At 53.6% G+C, this 21,101-nt stretch carries 21 protein-coding genes and 1 tRNA gene; 18 read left to right on the top strand and 4 right to left on the bottom strand.

Features of this window, described 5'->3' with window-relative positions; genetic code table 11:
* Positions 1 to 78 precede the first annotated feature (78 nt).
* From HZ995_RS04500 to otnC, 7 genes are all read left to right on the top strand, one after another.
* A complete protein-coding gene (locus HZ995_RS04500) occupies positions 79 to 1,086 on the top strand; it encodes a Bug family tripartite tricarboxylate transporter substrate binding protein (protein WP_209357480.1) in 1,008 nt (335 codons plus the stop codon).
* A gap of 75 nt (positions 1,087 to 1,161) precedes the next feature.
* The gene (locus HZ995_RS04495) at positions 1,162 to 1,911 is read left to right on the top strand and encodes a hypothetical protein (RefSeq protein ID WP_245168753.1); all 750 of its coding nucleotides are present in this window, start codon (positions 1,162 to 1,164) and stop codon (positions 1,909 to 1,911) included.
* A 1-nt stretch (position 1,912) separates the two neighbouring features.
* A complete protein-coding gene (locus HZ995_RS04490; protein ID WP_209357478.1) occupies positions 1,913 to 3,424 on the top strand; it encodes a tripartite tricarboxylate transporter permease in 1,512 nt (503 codons plus the stop codon).
* Positions 3,425 to 3,706, top strand: a complete 282-nt coding sequence (locus tag HZ995_RS04485; RefSeq protein ID WP_209357477.1) for a putative quinol monooxygenase — start codon at positions 3,425 to 3,427, stop codon at positions 3,704 to 3,706.
* Entirely contained in the window at positions 3,703 to 4,512 is an 810-nt protein-coding gene (locus tag HZ995_RS04480) for an N-acyl homoserine lactonase family protein (protein WP_209357476.1), read from the top strand. Before HZ995_RS04485 ends, HZ995_RS04480 begins: the two co-directional genes overlap by 4 nt.
* On the top strand, positions 4,509 to 5,738 hold the full coding sequence (gene otnK / locus HZ995_RS04475) for a 3-oxo-tetronate kinase (RefSeq protein WP_209357475.1): 1,230 nt from the start codon (positions 4,509 to 4,511) through the stop codon (positions 5,736 to 5,738). Before HZ995_RS04480 ends, otnK begins: the two co-directional genes overlap by 4 nt.
* Positions 5,735 to 6,379, top strand: a complete 645-nt coding sequence (gene otnC / locus HZ995_RS04470; RefSeq protein ID WP_209357474.1) for a 3-oxo-tetronate 4-phosphate decarboxylase — start codon at positions 5,735 to 5,737, stop codon at positions 6,377 to 6,379. Before otnK ends, otnC begins: the two co-directional genes overlap by 4 nt.
* Before the next feature lie 101 nt (positions 6,380 to 6,480).
* Here otnC and HZ995_RS04465 read toward each other — a convergent pair whose 3' ends face one another.
* On the bottom strand, positions 6,481 to 7,506 hold the full coding sequence (locus tag HZ995_RS04465; RefSeq protein ID WP_209357473.1) for a LacI family DNA-binding transcriptional regulator: 1,026 nt from the start codon (positions 7,504 to 7,506) through the stop codon (positions 6,481 to 6,483).
* Between the two features lie 182 nt (positions 7,507 to 7,688).
* On the opposite strand from HZ995_RS04465, the gene HZ995_RS04460 reads away from it, so the two are divergent.
* From HZ995_RS04460 to HZ995_RS04420, 9 genes are all read left to right on the top strand, one after another.
* Positions 7,689 to 8,924, top strand: coding sequence for an ABC transporter substrate-binding protein (locus HZ995_RS04460; RefSeq protein WP_209357472.1), 1,236 nt, complete (start codon positions 7,689 to 7,691; stop codon positions 8,922 to 8,924).
* A gap of 144 nt (positions 8,925 to 9,068) precedes the next feature.
* Positions 9,069 to 9,938: a carbohydrate ABC transporter permease gene (locus HZ995_RS04455; RefSeq protein WP_370394449.1), complete on the top strand. Its 870-nt coding sequence runs from the start codon at positions 9,069 to 9,071 to the stop codon at positions 9,936 to 9,938.
* On the top strand, positions 9,931 to 10,869 hold the full coding sequence (locus HZ995_RS04450) for a carbohydrate ABC transporter permease (RefSeq protein WP_245168751.1): 939 nt from the start codon (positions 9,931 to 9,933) through the stop codon (positions 10,867 to 10,869). The genes HZ995_RS04455 and HZ995_RS04450 overlap by 8 nt, the downstream gene beginning before the upstream one ends.
* Positions 10,870 to 10,917: 48 nt before the next feature.
* The gene (locus HZ995_RS04445; protein WP_209358155.1) at positions 10,918 to 12,021 is read left to right on the top strand and encodes an ABC transporter ATP-binding protein; all 1,104 of its coding nucleotides are present in this window, start codon (positions 10,918 to 10,920) and stop codon (positions 12,019 to 12,021) included.
* 25 nt (positions 12,022 to 12,046) lie between these two features.
* Positions 12,047 to 12,796 (top strand): sugar phosphate isomerase/epimerase family protein, encoded by a 750-nt coding sequence (locus HZ995_RS04440; RefSeq protein WP_209357470.1) that lies wholly within the window; start codon positions 12,047 to 12,049, stop codon positions 12,794 to 12,796.
* Positions 12,797 to 12,805: 9 nt separating this feature from the next.
* Positions 12,806 to 13,924 (top strand): Gfo/Idh/MocA family protein, encoded by a 1,119-nt coding sequence (locus HZ995_RS04435; protein ID WP_209357469.1) that lies wholly within the window; start codon positions 12,806 to 12,808, stop codon positions 13,922 to 13,924.
* Positions 13,925 to 13,936: 12 nt separating this feature from the next.
* Positions 13,937 to 15,577 (top strand): glycoside hydrolase family 43 protein, encoded by a 1,641-nt coding sequence (locus HZ995_RS04430; protein ID WP_209357468.1) that lies wholly within the window; start codon positions 13,937 to 13,939, stop codon positions 15,575 to 15,577.
* Positions 15,565 to 16,626 carry a sugar phosphate isomerase/epimerase family protein gene (locus HZ995_RS04425; protein ID WP_209357467.1) on the top strand — a complete coding sequence of 354 codons (1,062 nt, stop codon included), beginning with the start codon at positions 15,565 to 15,567 and terminating at the stop codon, positions 16,624 to 16,626. Before HZ995_RS04430 ends, HZ995_RS04425 begins: the two co-directional genes overlap by 13 nt.
* Positions 16,623 to 17,750 carry a Gfo/Idh/MocA family protein gene (locus tag HZ995_RS04420; RefSeq protein WP_245168750.1) on the top strand — a complete coding sequence of 376 codons (1,128 nt, stop codon included), beginning with the start codon at positions 16,623 to 16,625 and terminating at the stop codon, positions 17,748 to 17,750. Before HZ995_RS04425 ends, HZ995_RS04420 begins: the two co-directional genes overlap by 4 nt.
* A gap of 406 nt (positions 17,751 to 18,156) precedes the next feature.
* Here HZ995_RS04420 and HZ995_RS04415 read toward each other — a convergent pair.
* Positions 18,157 to 18,232: transfer RNA gene (locus HZ995_RS04415), tRNA-Ala, on the bottom strand.
* A gap of 87 nt (positions 18,233 to 18,319) precedes the next feature.
* Positions 18,320 to 18,643 carry a TIGR02300 family protein gene (locus tag HZ995_RS04410; protein WP_209357466.1) on the bottom strand — a complete coding sequence of 108 codons (324 nt, stop codon included), beginning with the start codon at positions 18,641 to 18,643 and terminating at the stop codon, positions 18,320 to 18,322.
* A gap of 106 nt (positions 18,644 to 18,749) precedes the next feature.
* Here HZ995_RS04410 and HZ995_RS04405 point away from each other — a divergent pair, with 106 nt between their 5' ends.
* Complete coding sequence (locus tag HZ995_RS04405; protein ID WP_209357465.1) at positions 18,750 to 19,439, top strand: M48 family metallopeptidase; 690 nt, start codon at positions 18,750 to 18,752, stop codon at positions 19,437 to 19,439.
* 31 nt (positions 19,440 to 19,470) lie between these two features.
* Positions 19,471 to 20,121 carry a GntR family transcriptional regulator gene (locus tag HZ995_RS04400; protein ID WP_209357464.1) on the top strand — a complete coding sequence of 217 codons (651 nt, stop codon included), beginning with the start codon at positions 19,471 to 19,473 and terminating at the stop codon, positions 20,119 to 20,121.
* Here HZ995_RS04400 and HZ995_RS04395 read toward each other — a convergent pair.
* Entirely contained in the window at positions 20,118 to 21,080 is a 963-nt protein-coding gene (locus HZ995_RS04395) for an acetyl-CoA carboxylase carboxyltransferase subunit alpha (protein WP_209357463.1), read from the bottom strand. The two genes, HZ995_RS04400 and HZ995_RS04395, sit on opposite strands and share 4 nt — an antisense overlap.
* Positions 21,081 to 21,101 lie beyond the last annotated feature (21 nt).

Genomic DNA, 21,101 nt, shown 5'->3' with positions numbered 1-21,101 from the left:
AATTTGACAACGCATTAATTAATGCATACGCAAATGAATGCAACAATAAACGCATTGAGTCTGGGAGGACGACATCAAATGAAACTCAACATTGCAAAAATTGCGGGTGCAGCCGCGCTCGTGACAGGGCTGGCAGGCGGTGCCTTGGCCCAAGAATATCCATTCCGCGATATCACCACAGCGGTTGTGTGGGGCGCAGGTGGAGGCACAGACTCCATCAATCGCATGATCATGGCCGAGATGGAAAAACACCTTCCTGTGTCGATCAACGTTATCAACCAAACTGGTGGTGTCGCCGGATCCAACGGCATGGTCTATGTGCAAAACCAAGCGGACGATGGCTACACTTTGGTCGGTCTTTCGGAATCCAACGTGACGGCTGCTGTACAAGGCGGCTGGGACCAGAAATTTGACTACTGGTATCCGTTTATCGTCGGAGGTTCGCCAGACCTGATTTCTGTGCCTGCGAACAGCCCTTACAACACATTGCAAGAGCTGGTTGATGCAGCCAAAGCTGCGCCTAGTACTATTCCGGCAGCAGCTTCAGGCGCTGGCTCTATCCATCACCTGAACCTTTTGGCGATCGAGAATGGTGCAAATGCCACATTCAAATTCGTACCTTACAAAGGGTCTGCTCCGGGCCAAGAAGCCGCGATTGCAGGTGAAGTCGCATTGGTTGTGACCTCTTTGGCAGAACAGGCCGCTTTGATTGAAGGCGGGAAACTTAAACCGCTGGCAATGCTGACACCAGAGTCCGTCGAGATCGCAGGCATGAGTGTTCCTTCGGCCTTTGACATCTATGACGGGTTGGACAAATACCTGCCACTCAAGCAAGCCATCGGCTTTGCCGTGCACAATTCGGCGTCTGATGATGTGAAGGCGAAATTGGGCGATGCTTTTGAAAAGGCGATTGCGTCTGACGTCGTTGCCGAGTGGGCTGTCGCGAATAACTATGATGTTGGCGGCCAGTACGGCGAAGAAGCGCAGGCGCTGTTCGCGACACTGGAAAGCACATTTGCTTACACGCTGAAAGACCTTGGCGCGACGACCGTCGATCCCGCGTCGCTTGGCATCGAGAAACCTTAAAACAATCAACTCAAGTTGGGCGCGTCGCCAGGCGCGCCTTTCACTTGCCCGAACATGGTTGCACTGGAGGCAAAATTGAACTCTCCCACCGAACAGGAAATCCTTCGCGCAAGGGACTTTTGGGGCGCAATCGTCCTGTTTTTCCTGTCTGTATTTTTCCTTTGGCGCACGTCTTTCATCCCCCTGTTCGGGCAAAACCGCGCAGGAGTAAGCGGTGCTGATTGGTACAATTCTGCAGCCCTCGTGCCTTTTGGCATCTTTGGAGCACTGCTTGTTCTGTCGCTTGTTCTCATGAACATTTCAATAAAGGCGGGCGGGGCTAGGCTCGCTCTGACACGGGTTGGGATAGGCTGGAATCGCAGCGAAGCTTTGCGATTTAGCACGCTCGCGCTCATTCTGTTTTTCTACATCGTTGGCTTGGTGCCACGGGTCGACTTCATCATCGGGTCGGGATTGCTGATTACGGGCCTTATCTATGGCTATCATGGAGGTCGATCTGATCGTATGATCCTGGTGACGCTGATCGTCGCGATTGCAGGATTATATGCCCTTGCAGCGCATCTTCCGCGATCGGAATGGAAAGCCCATGACGACGATTGGGTGGCGCTGGTGCTCTGGTTTGGACTGACTCTGTGGGTCCTTGCTACAAACCGCCAAGATCGTGTGGCGCGTGCAATTCCGATCATTGCGATACTGGCACCAACACTCCTGGTTTTGGCCATGGCGTTTGGGTTTCGTCAGAATGTCCCGAACCGTTCAGGACTGCTCTTCAGTCAAATTGAGTATCATTACTTCGTGAACATCAAACCGCTCTGGAGCCGCTAGAATGGACTTCATTTTCTTGCAATTGGCTGGATTTGGAGCCGCTTTTGTCGCTCTGGTCGTCGACCCATTAACCTATGCCTATCTGATTATCTCAGTCTTTCTGGGCATCACATTCGGTGCGCTTCCCGGGCTCACTGCAACGCTGGCCGTTACCATTTTGACAGGGTTTTTCGGCAACAAAATCCCGTTGGATTACTCGCTTATCGCGCTTTTGGGGGCCTATGTAGGTGCAATTTATGGGGGGTCATATCCATCCATTCTGCTCAATATTCCCGGCACTGCGGCCAGCGCGGCGACGGCAATGGACGGACATCCTTTGGCGAAGGCCGGAAGAGGTGGCGAAGCGCTGGGCCTCACGACGACAGCAAGTTTTATTGGGACGTTGATTGGGACTGTCGCTCTCCTGATCTTTGTATGGGTGCTGCTTTTGCTTTCACAGAACATCGCCAGCCCTGAAAAGGCGCTTCTTGCGCTGTTTGGAATCCTTTTGTCAGGTACCTTGATGAGCGAAGATCTGGTCATCAAGGGCTGGATATCTGGGCTGATTGGACTCGCAATGGCGATGGTCGGGCTGGACCCACTCCTATCGGAGCCTCGCTACACATTTGGCTGGTCTTACATGCTGTCAGGCTTTCAGGTCGTACCTGTTTTGATGGGCGCATTTGCCGTGCCTCAGATTATAGACGGCCTGCGCCACATGAACGTTGGGCAGATGGTTGCATTGCAGGGGCGCATATTGCCAAATCTGGCCGCAGTGCGCCGATACATGCCGACAATTTCGCGTTCAGGAGTTATTGGCACAGGTGTGGGAGCGTTGCCCGGCGTCGGAGAAGACGTGGCAGGTTGGGTTTCCTACGGAGTCGGGAAAACAGTTTCCAAAGAAGGGGACAAGTTCGGTAAAGGTTCATTGGAAGGCCTTTTGTCCTCGGAAACTGCGAACAACGCCTGCATTGGTGGTGCGCTGATCCCATTGTTGGTCTTAGGCATTCCCGGATCACCGCCTGCAGCAGCCCTCATGGGGGCGTTTAAAATCAACAACGTTATTCCTGGTCCGACAATCGACCCAGAGATCATTCTGCGTGTCGTTGCGATCATGGTTTTGGCGTCCTTTACGATGTTTGTTCTGGGCCTGTTTACGGCGAAGTTCTTTATCAAGATTCTGCGAATACCACAGACTGTTTTCCTGCCGATAGTGATGGTTTTGACGGCCATCGGATCGTTTAGCGTGGGCGGCGGTATCAACGACCTTTACCTCATGCTCGGCGTTGGCTTTGTGGCCTACTTTATGAACATGATGAAATATCCGATCGCACCGCTCGTCATCGGGGTTATTCTGGGGGGGCTTTTTGATGAAACCTTCCGCCGGTCGCTGTTCCTGTCGGATGGAAGTCTGGGTCTTTTTGTGTCTCGACCAGGTGCCGCAGTCCTCTTAGCTTTGAATATCGCTCTGATTGCAGCGCAGATTCCGATGTTGAAACGCGGGTTTGCCCGGTTGCGTGGAAAGGAAGTTTAAGTGTTCGTAGTACTCGTCACCTTTGCCATCAAAGAAGGGCGGATGAAGGATTTCTTACCTCTCATGAAGGCGAATGCTGCGCAGTCGCTGAATGCGGAGCCGGGATGCCATGTTTTCGAGATCTGTCGAGATGCTCAAGATATCGTCCTCTACGAAGTCTACGATGACCGCGCTGCCTTTGACGTCCATCTTGCGTCTGACCACTTTTTGACGTTCGACGCCCAAATTGCGGATATGGTTTTGGATAAACACGTTCGGTTGTTTAGCGAGGTCTACAGATGAGTGGTGCCACTGGAATTTGGGAAGTTCACGCGATTAAATACGCGGACAGAAATGAGCGTACCCGCGCGGACAGCTTTATCTTTGACGACAATCATGATGCGCCCCACGCAATGGACTACTTCATGTGGCTTTTGCGAGATGGAAACAGATCGATTTTGGTCGACACGGGGTATGACCACGCTGAAGCCAAGCTGCGTGGTCGCCCGATCCGGTTAGATCCGGGCGAGGCTCTGGCACCTTTTGGGCTTTTGCCTGAGAATATCAACGAGATCATCGTGACACATATGCACTATGATCATGCAGGCGGGTTGGCACTGTTTCCTAATGCGCATCTTCATATGCAGTCCGAAGAAATGGCCTTCGCAACAGGGCCATGCATGTGTCACGATCATTTACGCGCGCCTTTCACTGCGGGCCATGTGTGCGAGGCCGTAACGCGCTTATACCGCGGGAAACTCACGTTTCATGAGGGTGACAGCCAGATTGCTGACGGTGTCACCGTGCATTGTATCGGGGGGCATTCGCGCGGCCTGCAGGCAGTTCGCGTGCGCACGCAATCGGGTTGGATGGTTTTGGCCTCGGACGCAGCTCACTATTACGAGAATTTCATCGCGCGAAAGCCATTCCCAATTGTCGTCGACCTCAAGAACATGCTGGATGGTTTCAAGACGCTTGAGACGTTGGCCTCTAAACCAGAGCTTATCATTCCCGGCCATGATCCAATCGTTCGACAGATCTTTCCCAAAGGTTTGGCGGATCACATAAGTCGCTTAGACGTTGGCCCAATCTCAGAGATCCCAAAATGAAACTAGGTGTCATCGCAGATGATTTCACGGGAGCATCCGACATAGCCCTGACTCTTGCCGAGGCTGGCATGTCGGTAACTCAATTTATTGGTGTCCCAAACGAGCCCGCAGAGGCTTCGTTGCAGGCTGGCGTCATCGCTTTGAAATCAAGAACAGCGCCGGTCAACGAAGCCGTGGCCGATAGCCTTGCGGCTTGCGAGTGGTTGCTGGAACAGGGCGTTGAACAAGTCGTTTTGAAGGTTTGCTCTACGTTTGACAGCACCCCAAAAGGAAATATCGGGCCTGTTCTTGAAGCCTTGGCAGACCGTCTGGACGCCAAGCATATATTAACATGCCCCGCATTTCCCGAAAACGGCCGCAGCGTCTATCAGGGGCATCTTTTCGTCAATGATGTATTGCTCAATGAGAGTGGCATGAAGGATCATCCGCTTACACCAATGAAAGATGCAGACCTGAGGCGTGTTCTGGCCGCGCAGACGTCTTGGGACGTCAGGCATATTCCAGCACAAGTCGTAAAACGGGGCTCTATCGCCATCCGCGAGGCATTGCCGTCTTCAAAAGCCATGACCATCGTCGATGCCATCCACGATGAAGATCTATTCACCATTGGAGATGCCGCCAACGGACAAGTATTGCTGTGTGGCGGGTCGGGGATTGCTTTGGGGCTGCCGCACAATTTTGGAGTGGAGCCTGCGACACCTCGATGGGCATCGTTGATCGGAAAAGGCGTCGTAATTTCAGGCAGTTGTTCTGCAGCGACACGCGAACAGGTCGCAAACTTCAAAGCATCAAACCCTTCATTTGAAGTGCTGGCCGAAGATGTGATTAACGGCGTCTTGTCAGCAGAGACGATTAGAGACTGGGCAGTCGAACAGACAAAGGTTCCCATCGTTTACTCTTCGGCAGATCCCGAAGTTGTGAAAGAGGCCCAACAACGGTTTGGCACAGAGATCGCAGCACAAGCGATCGAAAAACTCTTTGCCAAGCTTGCCAAATTGCTTGCGGATAGTGGCGTCTCGCGAATTGTCGTGGCGGGAGGTGAAACCTCCGGTTCAGTTGTTAATGGCTTAGACGCCAAGAGCCTGATTATTGGTCCAAGGATCGCACCTGGAGTTCCGGTGGTTCGATTGCCCAACCGACCTCTAGCGCTAGCGCTTAAGTCTGGAAATTTTGGTTCGGCCGATTTTTTCGAAAGGGCACTAGCGTTGATGGAGGAAGGTGCATGAGCGAGCTGTCCCAAACTTGCGAAGACATTGCTCGCATTGCGAAATCTATGTTCGATCGCGGACTTACCCCTGGGTCCACCGGAAACCTTTCGGTCAAGCTGTCAGATGGTTCATTCTTAATCACGCCCTCAGGAAGTTCTATGGGGTCTCTGGAGCCGTCCAGAATTAGTCACCTTAGTCCCACATTGGAGTTGTTGGATGGTGATCCGCCCACCAAGGAAATCCCTCTTCACATGGCGTTTTACGAAACTCGACCTTCTGCAAAAGCAGTCGTGCATTTGCATTCGACCTACGCGACGCTGTTATCGATGTTGCCTGGTATTGATCCGGACAATGTGCTGCCACCGATGACACCCTATGCAATCATGTTGCTGGGCAAGGTGAAGCTTCTCCCATTCTTTCTTCCAGGTGATAACGGTATGGGGCAATCGGTGAGAGAACTAAACGGCGAACACGCCGCGGTTATTCTGGCAAACCATGGTCCGGTAGTTTCAGGACGAAGCCTCCGGAAAGCGGCCTATGCCTATGAAGAGCTAGAGGAAACCGCGAAACTTGCGGTATTGGCAAGGGGGTTAAATCCAAGATTATTGACACAGTGCCAAGTCGAGCTCATCAAGCGCAAGTATCCTGTCGACAAATGAGTGATGGCAAAGTGCTATGGGTGGAGCGAGTCAATTTGAGTGCGGGTCGACCAAAATTTTCTGAGGCAATTTGAGATGTCTAAACGTCGTCAGTCGACGGTCTATGGTGCTGGTGCCACGGTACTTTCGCGTGTCTGTAATTGAACGTCCAGCTGCACTATTCCGTCTGGTTTTCCAGCGCGAGCGCCCATTTGCGCAAGTAGTTGCTCTGCAGCGGCGCGTCCAAGTCCTACCCGATTTTGCTTGATCGTAGTCAGCGGCGGATCACAGAACTCTGCGATTTCAATATCGTCAAAGCCAACCACAGAAATGTCGTTAGGTACCGAGATACCTTCACGCTTTAGGCCAGAAATAAGCCCGATTGCCACCATGTCAGAGGCGCAAAAAACGGCTGTTGGACGATCGTCCATACCTGCAATTTCTTGTGCTGCGAGAAAGCCAGAGTTCAGCGAGAAATCACCTCGTATTATCCATTCTGCACAGGTTGGAAGGTTCAACTTTTGCCGTGCCTGAAGCATTCCTTCGCGGCGCTCGCGCGTTAGAACGTTGCCTTCTGGTCCGGTGATGTGTGCAATCTTTCGATGGCCAAGGTCGTATAGGTGCTGGATTGCCAACTTCGCACCCATAGCATTGTTGCTTCGAACCGAAGGGAAGTCGACGAGAGGGCTCCATTCACAGGCAAATACAATCCTGTCGTCGACGGAGTGATGCTTAAACAATTCTAGTTCGGAAATCGAAAGGGCGCCATCCAGAGAAATCAAACCATCGATCCGGCGGTCGAGGAAGTAGTCGACAAGATTCAGATCACGTTTCGATTGATCAGATGTGTCGGATACCAAAATCGAGAACTCGGTCTCTGAGAATACGGCCGAGATTCCCTGAAGAATTTGCGAAAAGAATGGGTTTCCGAGATTCGGCACTAGAATCAGTACAGCACCTGCTTGCTGCTTTCGCAGGTTTCTTGCAGCTTTATTTAGTCTGTATCCGGTTGCTGAAATGGCGTTTCTGACAGCGGTACGGGCATCTTCACTGACTTTATTTGGGTCTGAAAGTGCTCGACTCACTGTCGCAGTTGAAACGCCAGCAACTCTTGCAACGTCTTGTACTGTAACCGCTTTTCTATCCAATGCTCAAAGCCTTCATAACTTATTTTCACGATCAAATTATTATAGTGTTGACAGAGGGGCTGCCAGTTAGACTATCTTTGTAATCGATTACAAGCAATCGTTTGTTTCGCAATGTAATCGATTACAAAGTGTTGCGCTCTAAATTGAGCGCTGGACCCGTGGGTCCGAAAAGGGAGGAAAAAATGAACATAATCCGGAACATTCTGGTGGGAACAACAGCACTGTGTGCAGCGACCGCTGTGACAGCTGCTGATCTCGAAGTTACTCATTGGTGGACGTCCGGCGGTGAAGCCGCTGCGGTGTCTGAATTCGCTAAGGCGCTGAACGAAAAGACGGAGCACAATTGGGTGGATGGTGCGATCGCTGGCTCTGGTGGTACGGCGCGGCCAATCATCATCAGCCGTATTCTCGGCGGTGACCCAATGCATGCCACCCAGCTGAACCATGGCCGTCAGGCAGAAGAGTTGATCGAAGCAGGATTGCTTCTCGACCTCACCGATGTTGCCGAAGCTGAGGGATGGAAAGATATCGTAAACCCGTCTTCACTGCTGGACAGTTGTACCGTGGATGGTCGCGTTTATTGCGCGCCTGTGAATATTCACTCCTGGCAATGGATTTGGCTGAGCCACAAAGCCTACGCTGACGCAGGGGTCGACGTACCAAGCAATTGGGACGAGTTTGTCGCTGCAGCGCCCGCGCTTGAAGCTGCTGGCAAGATCCCACTGGCGATGGGCCAACAGCCTTGGCAGTCCTCAGGTGCCTTTGGCGTGATGGCGATCGCAATCGCAGGCATTGATGCCTGGACAGCCGTCAACGTTGACAAAGATGCTGCAGTTGCCGGTGGCGCGGACTATGCACGCGTATTTGAAGCAGCCGCCAACGCGCGGACATTTGCTGCAAACTCAAACGTTCAGGATTGGAACCAAGCGACCAACCTCGTCATTACCGGCCAAGCAGGAGGTCAGATTATGGGTGACTGGGCGCAAGGTGAATTCGCCGTTGCAGAACAGACCGCAGGCGTAGACTACACCTGTCTGCCAGGCTTGGGTGTGAATGAGATCATCTCAACCGGCGGTGACGCGTTCTACTTCCCGAAACAGAACGACGCAGACATCGAAGCCGCTCAGAAAGAGCTGGCGGCACTGTTGTTGTCTCCAGAAGTTCAGGTTTCCTTCAACCTGAAAAAAGGCTCGCTGCCAGTGCGTGGCGACGTCGATCTGTCTGCAGCGAATGACTGTATGCAGAAGGGTCTCGAGATCTTGGCCTCCGGCGCCATCCTCCCAAGTGGCGATCAGACGTTGTCTCCGGACACTTCAGGTCAGATCGAAGACCTGATGGTCGAGTTTTGGAATGATCCGTCATACTCCGCGGCTGACGCCCAAGAGCGTTTCGCGGCGATCATTGCAGACGCTGACTAATCCACCGTTGGGTTCAGCTTTTCGGAGCTGAACCCGCGCTGACCGCCAATGTGTGGTCGCTTCAATACGTAGGTAATTTTCATGTCGATCACCGAGAATGCGTCCGTGCGACAGGACAGAAGTTCGCGAAAGCCGCCCAATCGCATGTTCAAAAACATGACAGCGAAGATCGCGTCGATCCCTATGGTGTTCACTGCTCTGGTGGTTTTTATCGGCTGTACGGTCTGGACGATCTATCATTCCTTCACCCGATCTCGCTTGCTACCCGCGCCAGACAAATGGGTGGGTTTGGATCAATATGAACGTCTGTGGAGCACGCGGCGCTGGTTGGTTTCGATTGAGAACTTGGCAATCTATGGGATCTGTTCGATGATCCTTAGCCTTGTGATCGGCTTTACACTGGCGGCTCTCTTGGATCGCAAAATTCGAGGGGAAGCAGTATTTCGCACAATTTTCCTCTATCCTTTCGCGCTGAGTTTTATCGTAACAGGCCTTGTGTGGCAGTGGATCCTGAACCCTCAGTTCGGCATTCAATCTGTCGTGCAGAAACTGGGGTGGAGCGGGTTTGCTTTTGACCCACTGAACAACCCGGACATCGTGATCTATGGCATTCTGATCGCAGGGATCTGGCAGGGCTCGGGCTTTATCATGGTGATAATGCTCGCGGGTCTGCGCGGCATTGATGAGGACATCTGGAAGGCCACGCGCGTCGATGGCATCGCGACCTGGAAGACCTATCTGGTGGTGATTATTCCTATGATGCGCCCGATTTTTGTGACCGCATTGGTCCTAATCGCCTCTGGTATCATCAAAGTTTACGATCTTGTGGTGGCCCAAACATCGGGTGGGCCGGGCATCGCCTCGGAAGTGCCTGCCAAATACGTTATCGAAAAAATGTTCCAGTCACAGAACCTCGGTCAGGGCTTCGCAGCCTCGACGATGATGCTCGTCAGCGTGCTCGTTGTTCTCATCCCATGGGCATATTTGGAATTCGGAGGAAAACGTCGTGACTAATCCATCGACACGCCTCGAGGGTCCACGTGGCCCAAAGCCGCGCAAGCGGTTGTCGCCCGCCAACATCATGCTCTACAGCACCTTGTTTGTGGCTTCGGTTTATTATCTGCTCCCGCTCTACGTCATGATCGTAACGTCTTTGAAAGGCATGCCAGAGATCCGTCTGGGCAATGTATTCGCCTTGCCTGTGGAGGTTACATTTGAGCCTTGGGTGAAAGCCTGGTCACAGGCCTGCACCGGCATCAATTGTGAAGGTTTGTCGCGCGGTTTCTGGAACTCCGTACGTATCATGGTTCCGTCGGTGATTATCTCGATCATCATCGCTTCGGTGAACGGTTATGCACTAGCGAATTGGAAGTTCAAAGGGTCTGAAGTGTTCTTCACTATTCTGATCTTTGGAGCCTTCATCCCATATCAGGTGATGATTTATCCAATCGTTATCCTACTTCGTGAAACTGGCGATGTCATCGCAGCGGCAACAGGTACCAACTTTCGTCTGATGGGAACGCTCGGGGGGCTTGTGATTGTTCATTCGATCTTTGGTATGCCGATCCTGACGCTCTTGTTCCGCAACTACTTCGCTTCCGTTCCTGAAGAGCTGTTCAAAGCGGCGCGGGTCGATGGGGCAGGGTTCTGGCGGATCTACTTTCAGGTCATGCTGCCGATGTCGCTGCCGATCTTTGTTGTCGCGATCATTCTTCAGGTCACCGGCATATGGAACGACTTTTTGTTCGGCGTGATCTACACCAAGCCTGAAATCTATCCAATGACGGTGCAGCTGAATAACATCGTGAATTCGGTCCAGGGCGTCAAAGAATACAACGTAAATATGGCCGCGACTTTGCTGACGGGCCTGGTGCCGCTGGTGATCTACTTCGTCTCTGGAAAACTGTTTGTCCGCGGTATCGCCGCCGGTGCCGTGAAAGGATAAGTCATGGGAAATACAACAACGAATGGTATCGAGCTCGACCCTGATTTGATGAGACAGGCTAAGCCCGTGCATCAGGATTCCAGCATCGAAATAAAGAACCTCCATCTAAGTTTTGGCTCTGTCGAAGTGCTCAAAGACCTCAACCTTGAAATTGGCAAAGGTGAGTTTCTAGTTCTCTTGGGGTCATCTGGCTGTGGCAAGTCGACATTGCTAAACTGCATCGCTGGGCTATTGGACGTCACCGATGGTCAGATCCACATCGGTGGTCGCAATGTCACCTGGGAAGAACCCTCGGATCGCGGCATTGGCATGGTGTTCCAAAGCTATGCGCTTTATCCGCAAATGAGTGTCGAAGGGAATCTTTCGTTTGGCTTGAGGAATGCGGGCGTGCCGAAGGCGGAAATCGCTGAGCGTGTCGCACGCGCCGCGAAGACTCTGCAAATCGAGCCTTTATTGAAACGCAAACCTGCCGCTCTGTCTGGAGGTCAAAGGCAACGGGTCGCGATTGGCCGAGCCTTGGTACGCGACGTTGATGTCTTTCTTTTCGACGAGCCGCTTTCCAACCTCGATGCGAAATTGCGTGCAGATTTGAGGGTTGAAATTAAGCAACTGCACCAGACCCTCGACAACACAATGATCTATGTGACCCATGACCAGATCGAAGCTATGACTTTGGCTGACCGCATTGCGATTATGAAGGGGGGAAAGATTTTGCAACTCGCAACCCCCAATGAGATCTACAGCCGCCCTGCAAATAAGTATGTAGCGGAGTTCATCGGTTCCCCAACAATGAACTTCTTTAGCGGTGACCTCTCCAAAGGCAGCTTCACGTGCTCGGCAGGCGACTTTTCTACCGCCGGATATGAATTTGGCACTTCATCAGCAGACAACGGTGCGGCGTGGTTTGGTATTCGTCCCGAGCATATTCAATGCGGCGAGGAAGCAGCATCCAGCCCGATCAAACTGGAAAGCAAAGTGCAACTGGTCGAGCCATTGGGCTCGGACACATTAGCCCGCGTGCTTGTTGGAGAACATCAAATCTGGGTTCGCCTGGACGGACAGGCCGAACTCAGAACAGGGGATCCACTGACCATCGGGTTCTCTGCCGCATTGGCGAACATTTTCGATAGTACAACCGAAGAACGCCTATAGAGGCGAAGTATACAGGAAGACAATTATGAGTTTTTCGTTCCAACTCTATTCTGCACGGAACTTCACGCCTTGGGCTGATGTCATCGCAAGCATTGCTAAATTGGGCTACACTCAGGTCGAAGGCTTTGGCGGGGTTTATGAAAACCCGGCGGAGTTTAAAGACCTGCTAGATCGGCATGGATTGACCATGACAAGCGGTCACTTCTTCCCATTGGCAAGCTGCGAGGATGATTTTGTGGTCTCAATCGCAGCGGCGAAAACACTGGGGATCCAAAAGATCTTTTGTCCTGCACCCGATCAAGAACTGCAAAACGGTGCAACGCGTGCGGATTGGAAAGCCTATGCTGCTCGTTTGTCCGATGTAGGCAAGCGCGTACAGGATGCAGGCCTCGCGTTTGGTTGGCACAACCACCATTGGGAGTTCATGCCTTTGGCTGACGGTACGCTGCCGATGAACATCCTGTTGGAAAACGCGCCGGATATCGAGTGGGAGATGGACGTCGCCTGGGTCATTCGTGGCGGTCATGATCCGATGCAATGGATTGCCGACCACGGGGCGCGGATTACAGCTGCACACGTTAAGGACATCGCACCCGAAGGAGAATGCGAAGACGAGGACGGCTGGGCTGACGTGGGTCAAGGTACAATGGATTGGGCGGCATTGATCGCTGCGCTAAGGGCCCATGGCGTGACGCTTTTTGTGGCAGAACATGACAACCCTTCTGATGTGACCCGCTTTGCGACGCGGTCCATTGAAGCTTTCCGCACATATTGAGAGGCAGTTATGAGCAAAACACTTGGAATAGGCGTGATCGGTTGCGGCAATATCTCGGCGGCTTACATGCGGCTCGCCCCGATGTTTGCAGGTATCGAAATGCGCGCCTGCGCCGATATGAATATGGATGCTGCAAAAGCTCGGGCGGAAGAATTTGGCTTGCGTGCAGAAACCGTGGACGGGCTTTTGGCCTCTGACGACATAGATATTGTCGTTAACCTGACCGTACCAAACGCACACCACGAAGTTTCAACGCGCATTCTTAAGGCTGGTAAGTACGCATATTCAGAAAAACCATTTGTCCTGACCGTTGAAGAGGGGCAAAGCCTAAAGGCTCTAGCGGATGCCAAAGGGCTGCGTGTTGGGTCGGCTCCAGACACGTTTATGGGCGGCGCGCATCAGTTGGCTCGATCGCTGATCGATGCGGGTGCTGTTGGAAAAGTCACCTCGGGCACTTGTTTTGTTCAAAGCCCGGGTATGGAGATGTGGCACCCGAACCCAGACTTTTTCTTCAAGCCAGGGGGCGGGCCAATTCTTGATTTGGGGCCTTACTACGTCTCGAACCTTGTTCAGCTTCTGGGGCCAGTAAAGCGCGTCGTCGCAATGTCATCCAAAGGGTCCGACGAGCGCACAATCACAAGTGAACCTCGAAACGGTGAGAAAATCGCTGTCGAAACACCAACGACTATTCACGCGGTTCTTCAGTTCAAATCAGGCGCGCAAGTGACCTATTGCGCCAGCTGGGATGTCTGGCAGCACGGTCATGCCAATATGGAGCTTTACGGAGAGACAGGAACCCTGCACGTGCCGGACCCTAATTTCTTTGGGGGTGAGGTGCGCATGACGGACAAAGAAACGTTCGTAAACGTACCCAGCTGGGAGCATCCTTTGTCTGTCGCGAATGATGGGCCAAATGCGAACTATCGCGCAGCTGGCCTTGCCGATATGGCGCAAGCAATTCTAGAGGATCGCCCGCATCGCTGTTCACTCGAGTTTTCGTTGCACGTCGTTGATGTGATGACAGCCATTCTCACGTCAGGCGAGGAAGGTCGTTTTGTCGAAATGACAACTACGTGCGAGCGCCCCGCGGCTCTGTCCGCAACGGCAGCCCAAGCACTGCTTGCATAAGCGGGAGCGCCGATGATTCAGAATCCAATTCTTCGCGGCTTTAATCCTGACCCCTCGATCTGTCGTGCGGGCGATACCTACTACATCGCCACCTCGACGTTCGAATGGTACCCTGGCGTACAGATCCATGCGTCTCAGGATCTCGCGAACTGGGATCTGGTGGCGCGCCCACTGTCCCGTGCATCACAACTGGACATGCGCGGAAATCCCGACAGCTGCGGTGTTTGGGCTCCGTGCCTAAGTTTTGCCGATGGGCTGTTTTGGTTGGTTTACACCGACGTCAAACGTTTGGATGGAAACTTCAAGGATGCGCACAACTACATTGTTTCGGCTCCATCTATCGAAGGGCCATGGAGCGATCCAATCTACGTCAACTCGTCAGGGTTTGACCCAAGCCTTTTTCACGACGAGGACGGCCGGAAATACTTCAGCAATATGCAATGGAACCATGTCTCGAATTCTGTGGGTGGTCATCCCAAACATCCCGCATTTGACGGCATTCTTCTGCAGGAATGGGATCCGGAGCAGGGTTTGATTGGCCCAGTCAAAAACATTTTCGCGGGCAGCGCGCACGGCTTGACCGAAGCGCCGCATATTTTTAGACGCGGCGACTATTACTATCTTACAACCGCCGAAGGAGGCACGGGCTACGAGCATGCTGTGACACTGGCGCGGTCTCGCGACATTTGGGGTCCGTATGAGATACACCCCAATACCTTTGTTATGACAGCAAAAGATGCTCCAGATAATGCAATGCAGCGCACAGGGCATGGTCAGATGGTTGAGACGCCATCGGGTGAAGTCTTTCATACCTATCTATGTGGTCGTCCGTTGGAAGGTCTATTCTCACCATGTGGTCGCGAAACCGGGATAGCGAAATGCAAATGGGGCGATGACGGCTGGCTGTACTTGGCTGACGGCGGATTGGCACCACCAGAGCGCGTGACACTCGCTGAACCTGTACTAGTTCCAAAGAGAAAACCGGTGTCTTACGATCTCAGCGCACCAAAATTACCTAAAGACTTCCAGTGGCTTCGCACTCCCGACCATAGTCGCCTGTTTGAGATGACTGGCGACGCACTGCGTCTGATTGGACGAGAAAGCCTAGGCAGCTGGTTTGAACAATCTCTCGTGGCACGCCGCCAAGAGGATCACACGTATACGGCGACCTGCCAATTGCAGAGATTTGACCCAACGGCGTACCAACACGGTGCTGGGCTGACGACCTACTATAATCGTCATAAATTTCACGCACTCACGGTGACATGGACAGAAGAACTTGGTCGTGTCTTAACGATCTTATCCTGTGCTGGAGATTGGCCCGACGGGCAACTCAGCTTTCCGTGTGCGCCCGTTGGACTGGGTGATGATGCGATAGAGCTTGGCGTTGAGGTAAACGGCAAGATGCAACAGTTCTTTTATCGAACATCTGGCAGCTGGCAGTCCATCGGGCCAGAGTTAGACGCTAGCGTTATCTCTGACGAAGGTGGTCGCGGAGAGCATGCTTCTTTTACTGGCGCTTTCGTCGGAATGTTTGCGTTTGACATCACAGGACAAGCACGAACTGCAGACTTCACAGCATTTACATATGCACCGCAGGATTTGGCAGCTGCGAACACCACGAAAAAGAGGAGTTTACTATGCCAGGATTGATTAAAGGCCCTGCGCTCTTTCTCGCTCAATTTGCAGGGGACGATGCTCCCTTCAACTCACTAGAAACCATTACGAAATGGGCGGCGGGCCTTGGTTATAAGGGCGTGCAGATCCCGACTTTTGATAAGCGCCTATTTGATCTCGATTTAGCGGCGGAAAGCGACTGCTACTGCGATGAGGTAAAGGGCATTTGTGCGGATGCAGGTGTTTCCGTCACCGAGTTATCCTCGCATCTGCAGGGTCAGTTGGTTGCAGTTAACCCAGCTTACGACACTGCCTTTGACGCTTTTGCGCCTGACCATGTAAAGGGCAAGCCAGCAGCGCGTCAGGCCTGGGCTGTGGATCAAGTGACCAAAGTTGCCAAAGTCAGCCGTAAACTAGGGCTTGATGTTTCGGTCAGCTTCACAGGAAGCCTTGCGTTCCCGTACCTCTACCCCTGGCCACAGCGCCCAGCCGGGCTTATCAAAGAGGCCTTTGCAGAACTTGGCCGTCGCTGGACGCCGATCCTGAATACCTACGAGGATAATGGCGTAGACATTGGCTTTGAAATCCATCCGGGCGAAGACGTTTTTGACGGCGCAACTTTTGAGATGTTTGTAGACGCCGTCAACGGTCAACGGCGTGCGCAGATCAATTATGATCCATCGCACTTTCTCCTGCAGCAGATGGATTATCTCAGCTTTATCGACATATACCACGAAAGAATCTGCGCCTATCACGTCAAAGATGCCGAGTTTAACCCGGACGGTCGGCAAGGCGTCTATTCTGGCTATCAGCCTTGGCTCAATCGCGCTGGGCGTTTCCGGAGCCTGGGCGATGGGCAAGTTGACTTCAAAGGCATTTTTTCGCGTTTGGCGACGCATGGCTATGAAAGCTGGGCGGTATTAGAATGGGAATGCTGTCTGAAGTCTCCAGAACAGGGCGCAGCGGAGGGGGCTCCGTTCATCCGCGATCACATTATAGAAGTGACGGACAAAGCCTTTGATGACTTTGCTGGAGGCGAGGTCGACAAGGCGCAGATTAACAAGATGCTGGGGCTGAATAAATGACAAGATTGAAGCTTGGCATGGTCGGCGGGGGGCAGGGAGCTTTCATTGGCGCTGTGCACCGGATGGCAGCACGTCTCGACGATCAATGGGAGCTTGTCGCCGGTGCGTTGAGTTCTGATCCTGAGCGCGCTTTGACTTCATCACGTGAGCTTGGAATTTCTGACGACCGCAGCTACAGCAACTTTGCGGCCATGGCCCAAGCTGAAGCGGACCGAGCTGATGGAATTGACGCCGTTGCAATCGTGACACCGAACCATGCTCACGCGGGTCCGGCGATTTCATTTTTGAACTACGGCATCCACGTCATCTGCGACAAACCACTGTCTGCAACTTTAGATCAAGCACGCGACATCGCACATGCTGTGAAAGAGTCTGGCAAGTGTTTCGTTTTGACTCACAACTACACGGGATATCCTTTGGTCCGCCAAGCCCGACAGATGATTGCCGGTGGTGAACTGGGTGACATTCGCGTTGTTCAAGTTGAATACGCGCAGGACTGGTTGGCCGAGGAAGTTTCAAATAAACAAGCTGACTGGCGCACGGACCCAGCCAAATCTGGCGCGGGGGGATGCATTGGCGACATTGGGACCCACGCGATAAATTTGGCAACTTTCGTAACTGGCCTCGAAGTGAAAGAAGTTGCCGCTGACCTTGACACTTTCGTCCCTGGGCGGGGCTTGGACGACAATGCACAAGTGTTCCTGCGCTTCGGAGGTGGGGCCAAAGGAATGCTCTGGTCTAGCCAGGTGGCTGTTGGCAACGAGAACAATCTCACTTTACGGATCTATGGGAGCAAGGCGGGTATCGAATGGTCGCAAGAGAACCCGAATGTGCTGCTATTCACTCGTTTCGGCGAACCAAAACAGGTTTTGACTAGGGGTGGTCCAGGAACGTCTCCTGCCGACACGCGTATTCCGTCTGGGCATCCCGAAGGATATCTTGAGGCCTTTGGAACTATTTATGCTGATGCAGCAAAACTCATTCGGGCTCATGACAGGAAATCTGACGCACCGCAAAGTGATCCACTTCCCAACATCAATGATGGTGTGTTCGGGATGGCTTTTGTCTCGGCCTGTGTGAAATCTTCGGAAAACAATAGTGCTTGGGTGAAGGTAAATTCTTAGCAACATGTTTGGACAACATCACGATCCATTAGCGGGGGATCGCGTCGAGGGCTAAGTGCGCGATGGTTGTTCATTCAACAGCCTATTTCGCTATGTATATTTGTTGAGGCAAATTGCAGCGCGGCAGCTTTGTGCCCATAGCTGACAACCAACTATGCTCGGAATACGCCAGCGTGGCGATAGTCCGGTTTGACGAGCAGCACCGCAGCATTGGGTAAATCGCATGAATGTCCGCTATGAGCCGAATGCGGCCGATAGCCAATCCTTGTTCAGCATACTAAGAACGATACAAACGTGTGACACGACAGTGACCGAGGACTACTAGAAAAACGGTGACACGATTGCCTGGAGGTAGCCGGGTACCGTGCAACCATTTGAAAATAATGCTGATTTATTTTCGGAGATTTGGTGGAGCCTAGGGGGATCGAACCCCTGACCTCTACAATGCCATTGTAGCGCTCTCCCAGCTGAGCTAAGGCCCCAAACCTGTTGGATCTATCGCGATCCCTGCGCGCCTAGTTAGGCGTTGGGAAAGGTGGGATCAAGTGAAAAATCCCACCTTTATTCATTTAAGAGTCGTCGTCCTCAGACGGCATGTCCGCAATCTCTTCGAGAGAGACATTGTCGTCTTCGTCTTCGTCCAGAACATCATCATCCAGTTCCAGATCGACGGTGTCATCATCATCCAACACGTCCGCATCATCGCCGTCGTTGGCTTTGGCTTTCAGCGTCGCTGCGTCTTCGCTATCGGCTGCGATCATGCGGCTCTTGCCGGTGTCCAGCTCGACGACTTCGCCGGTGTATGGGCTGACGATCGGGTCTTTGTTCAGGTCGTAGAAACGCTTGCCAGTGGTTGGGCACAGACGCTTTACGCCCCATTCTTCTTTGGGCATAGGTTTCCCCTTTAATCACGTGAGTCTTGTCGACAGTTCGGGCCAACTGCCATAAGTGGCGGAGATAGTCAAAGGGTAACGTGAAACAAGTGGCGTGGGGGGCGAAATGACTGAATTTTTTGTGCCAGGCGCGCCGGATATTCCGATTGTGCTGCGACGCTCTGCGCGGGCGCGTCGGATCAGTTTGCGTGTGTCTCGGCTGGATGGGCGTGTGACGCTGACCCTGCCGAACCGAGTCCCTGAGTCTGAGGCGTTGGAATTTGCGCAATCTAAGGCCGATTGGCTTGTGCGCAATATGGCGGCACGGCCTGAGGCTGTGCAGGTGACGCTTGGGACTGAGCTGCCGTTCCAGGGTGAATTGCTCACTGTTGGGGCGGGGCAGGGACGGTCAGTGAAGCGTGACGGAGAGGCTCTGTTGGTGCCTTCCGGCGCGCGCGTAGGGGCGCGGGTGCAGGCGTTTTTGAAAACCGAGGCCCGGAACAGGCTTGTTGAGGCCTGTGATGGGTATTCTCGGGATCTGGGGCGTCCTTACGCGCGGATAACCTTGCGAGATACTCGGTCGCGCTGGGGATCCTGTAGCAGCGCGGGCGCGCTCATGTTTTCCTGGCGTTTGGTGATGGGACCCGAAGAAGTGCTGCACTATGTGGCGGCCCACGAGGTCGCGCATTTGGCGCAGATGAACCACTCCAAGGCCTTCTGGGACGAGGTCCATACGCTCTTTGGCCCCCATAAAGCAGAACGCACCTGGCTGAGGCAGCATGGCGAAAAGCTGCATCGCTATAGATTTGAGGATTGACGGCCTCTAGGTTTGTGATCACATTTGCTGAATGTTGCCCACGACCAAGCCACTAGAGGCCTCGACCTCCGCCCATGATCGCGTTTACCGCGGCCTTCGCAGTCGCATTATGCATGGGGAAATCCTGCCCGGCGTACCTCTGACCCTCAGGGGGATTGGGGCGGAATATGAGGTCTCGATGACCCCTGCGCGGGAATCGGTACGGCGTTTGGTTGCCGAAGGGGCGTTGACCATGTCCAGCTCGGGGCGCATTTCGACGCCAGAGCTGACCCCTGACCGGATCGAAGAGCTCGCGTCCTTGCGTGCGCTCCTTGAGGTGGAGCTCGCCAGCCGTGCCTTGCCGCGTGCGCACATGGCGCTGATTGATCGTTTGCAGACCATCAATGGGCGTGTCGCTGATGCGGTCGCGATGCGTGATCCGGTCAAATATATCCGCGCGAATTTGGATTTTCACCGAGCGCTCTACTTGCGCGCGCAGGCGCCTGCTATGTTGGCGATGGCAGAGACCGTTTGGCTGCAACTTGGTCCGACGATGCGGGCTCTCTATGGCAAGCTGCGTAAAACCGAGCCGCCACAGTATCACAGACTGATCCTCGCAGCCCTAAAGGCGGGAGACGAGCCGGGATTGCGATTGGCGGTACGGTCAGATGTGACGCAGGGTCTGAGGTTGCTCGCGAATTAGGCCGCGAGGCCTTTGCTGCCCAAGTCGAGGAACTTCTTGCGGCGCGCAGCGATCAAGCCGTCGCGATCCAGTTCGGACAGTTCTTTCAACATATCGCCGATCGCTTTTCCGACAGCCTCGATAGCCGCCGGACGATCGCGATGTGCACCGCCCATAGGTTCCGACACGGTGCGATCCGCCACACCCAGTTTCAGCAAGTCCTGAGCCGTCAAACGCAGGGCTTCCGCTGCTTCGCGCATCTTCTCGGCGTCTTTCCAAAGGATGGACGCGCAGCCCTCGGGGGAAATCACCGAGTAAACCGAATGTTCCAGCATCGCGACCTTATTGGCCGAGGCAAAGGCCACAGCCCCGCCGGATCCGCCTTCGCCGATGATGATCGAAATCACTGGTACGCCGACCTGCAGGCATTTCTCGGTGCTGCGGGCAATGGCCTCGGACTGGCCACGCTCTTCGGCACCTTTGCCGGGGTAGGCACCGGGCGTGTCCACCAAGGCAATGATCGGCAGGCCGAACTTATCCGCCATCTCCATCAGGCGGATCGCTTTGCGATAGCCTTCCGGGCGCGCCATGCCAAAGTTGCGCGCGATCCGCGACTTGGTGTCATTGCCTTTTTCATGGCCGATCACGACCACAGGCTGGTCGTTGAACCGTGCCAGACCGCCCATAACCGCATGGTCATCGGCAAAGTTCCGGTCGCCCGCGAGCGGCGTATATTCCGTGAACAGCGCTTCGATATAGTCTTTGCAGTGCGGGCGCTCGGGGTGGCGTGCGACCTGACATTTGCGCCAAGGGGTCAGCGTTTTATAAAGCTCTTGCAGCAGCTCTTCGGCCTTGCGATCCAGCGCTGCGGCTTCGTCTGTGACGTCCATTTCCTCGTTCTGCCGCGCCATCGCGCGCAATTCTTCGGCTTTGCCTTCGATTTCCGCCAGCGGTTTTTCAAAATCGAGGTAGTTGGTCATCGTTCACTCCACGTCACCTTG

Source organism: Cognatishimia activa (assembly GCF_017798205.1).
Classification (GTDB): Bacteria; Pseudomonadota; Alphaproteobacteria; order Rhodobacterales; family Rhodobacteraceae; genus Cognatishimia; species Cognatishimia activa_A.
Note: the sequence above shows the minus strand (reverse complement) of the source record. Positions and strands in the feature narration are given on the sequence as shown.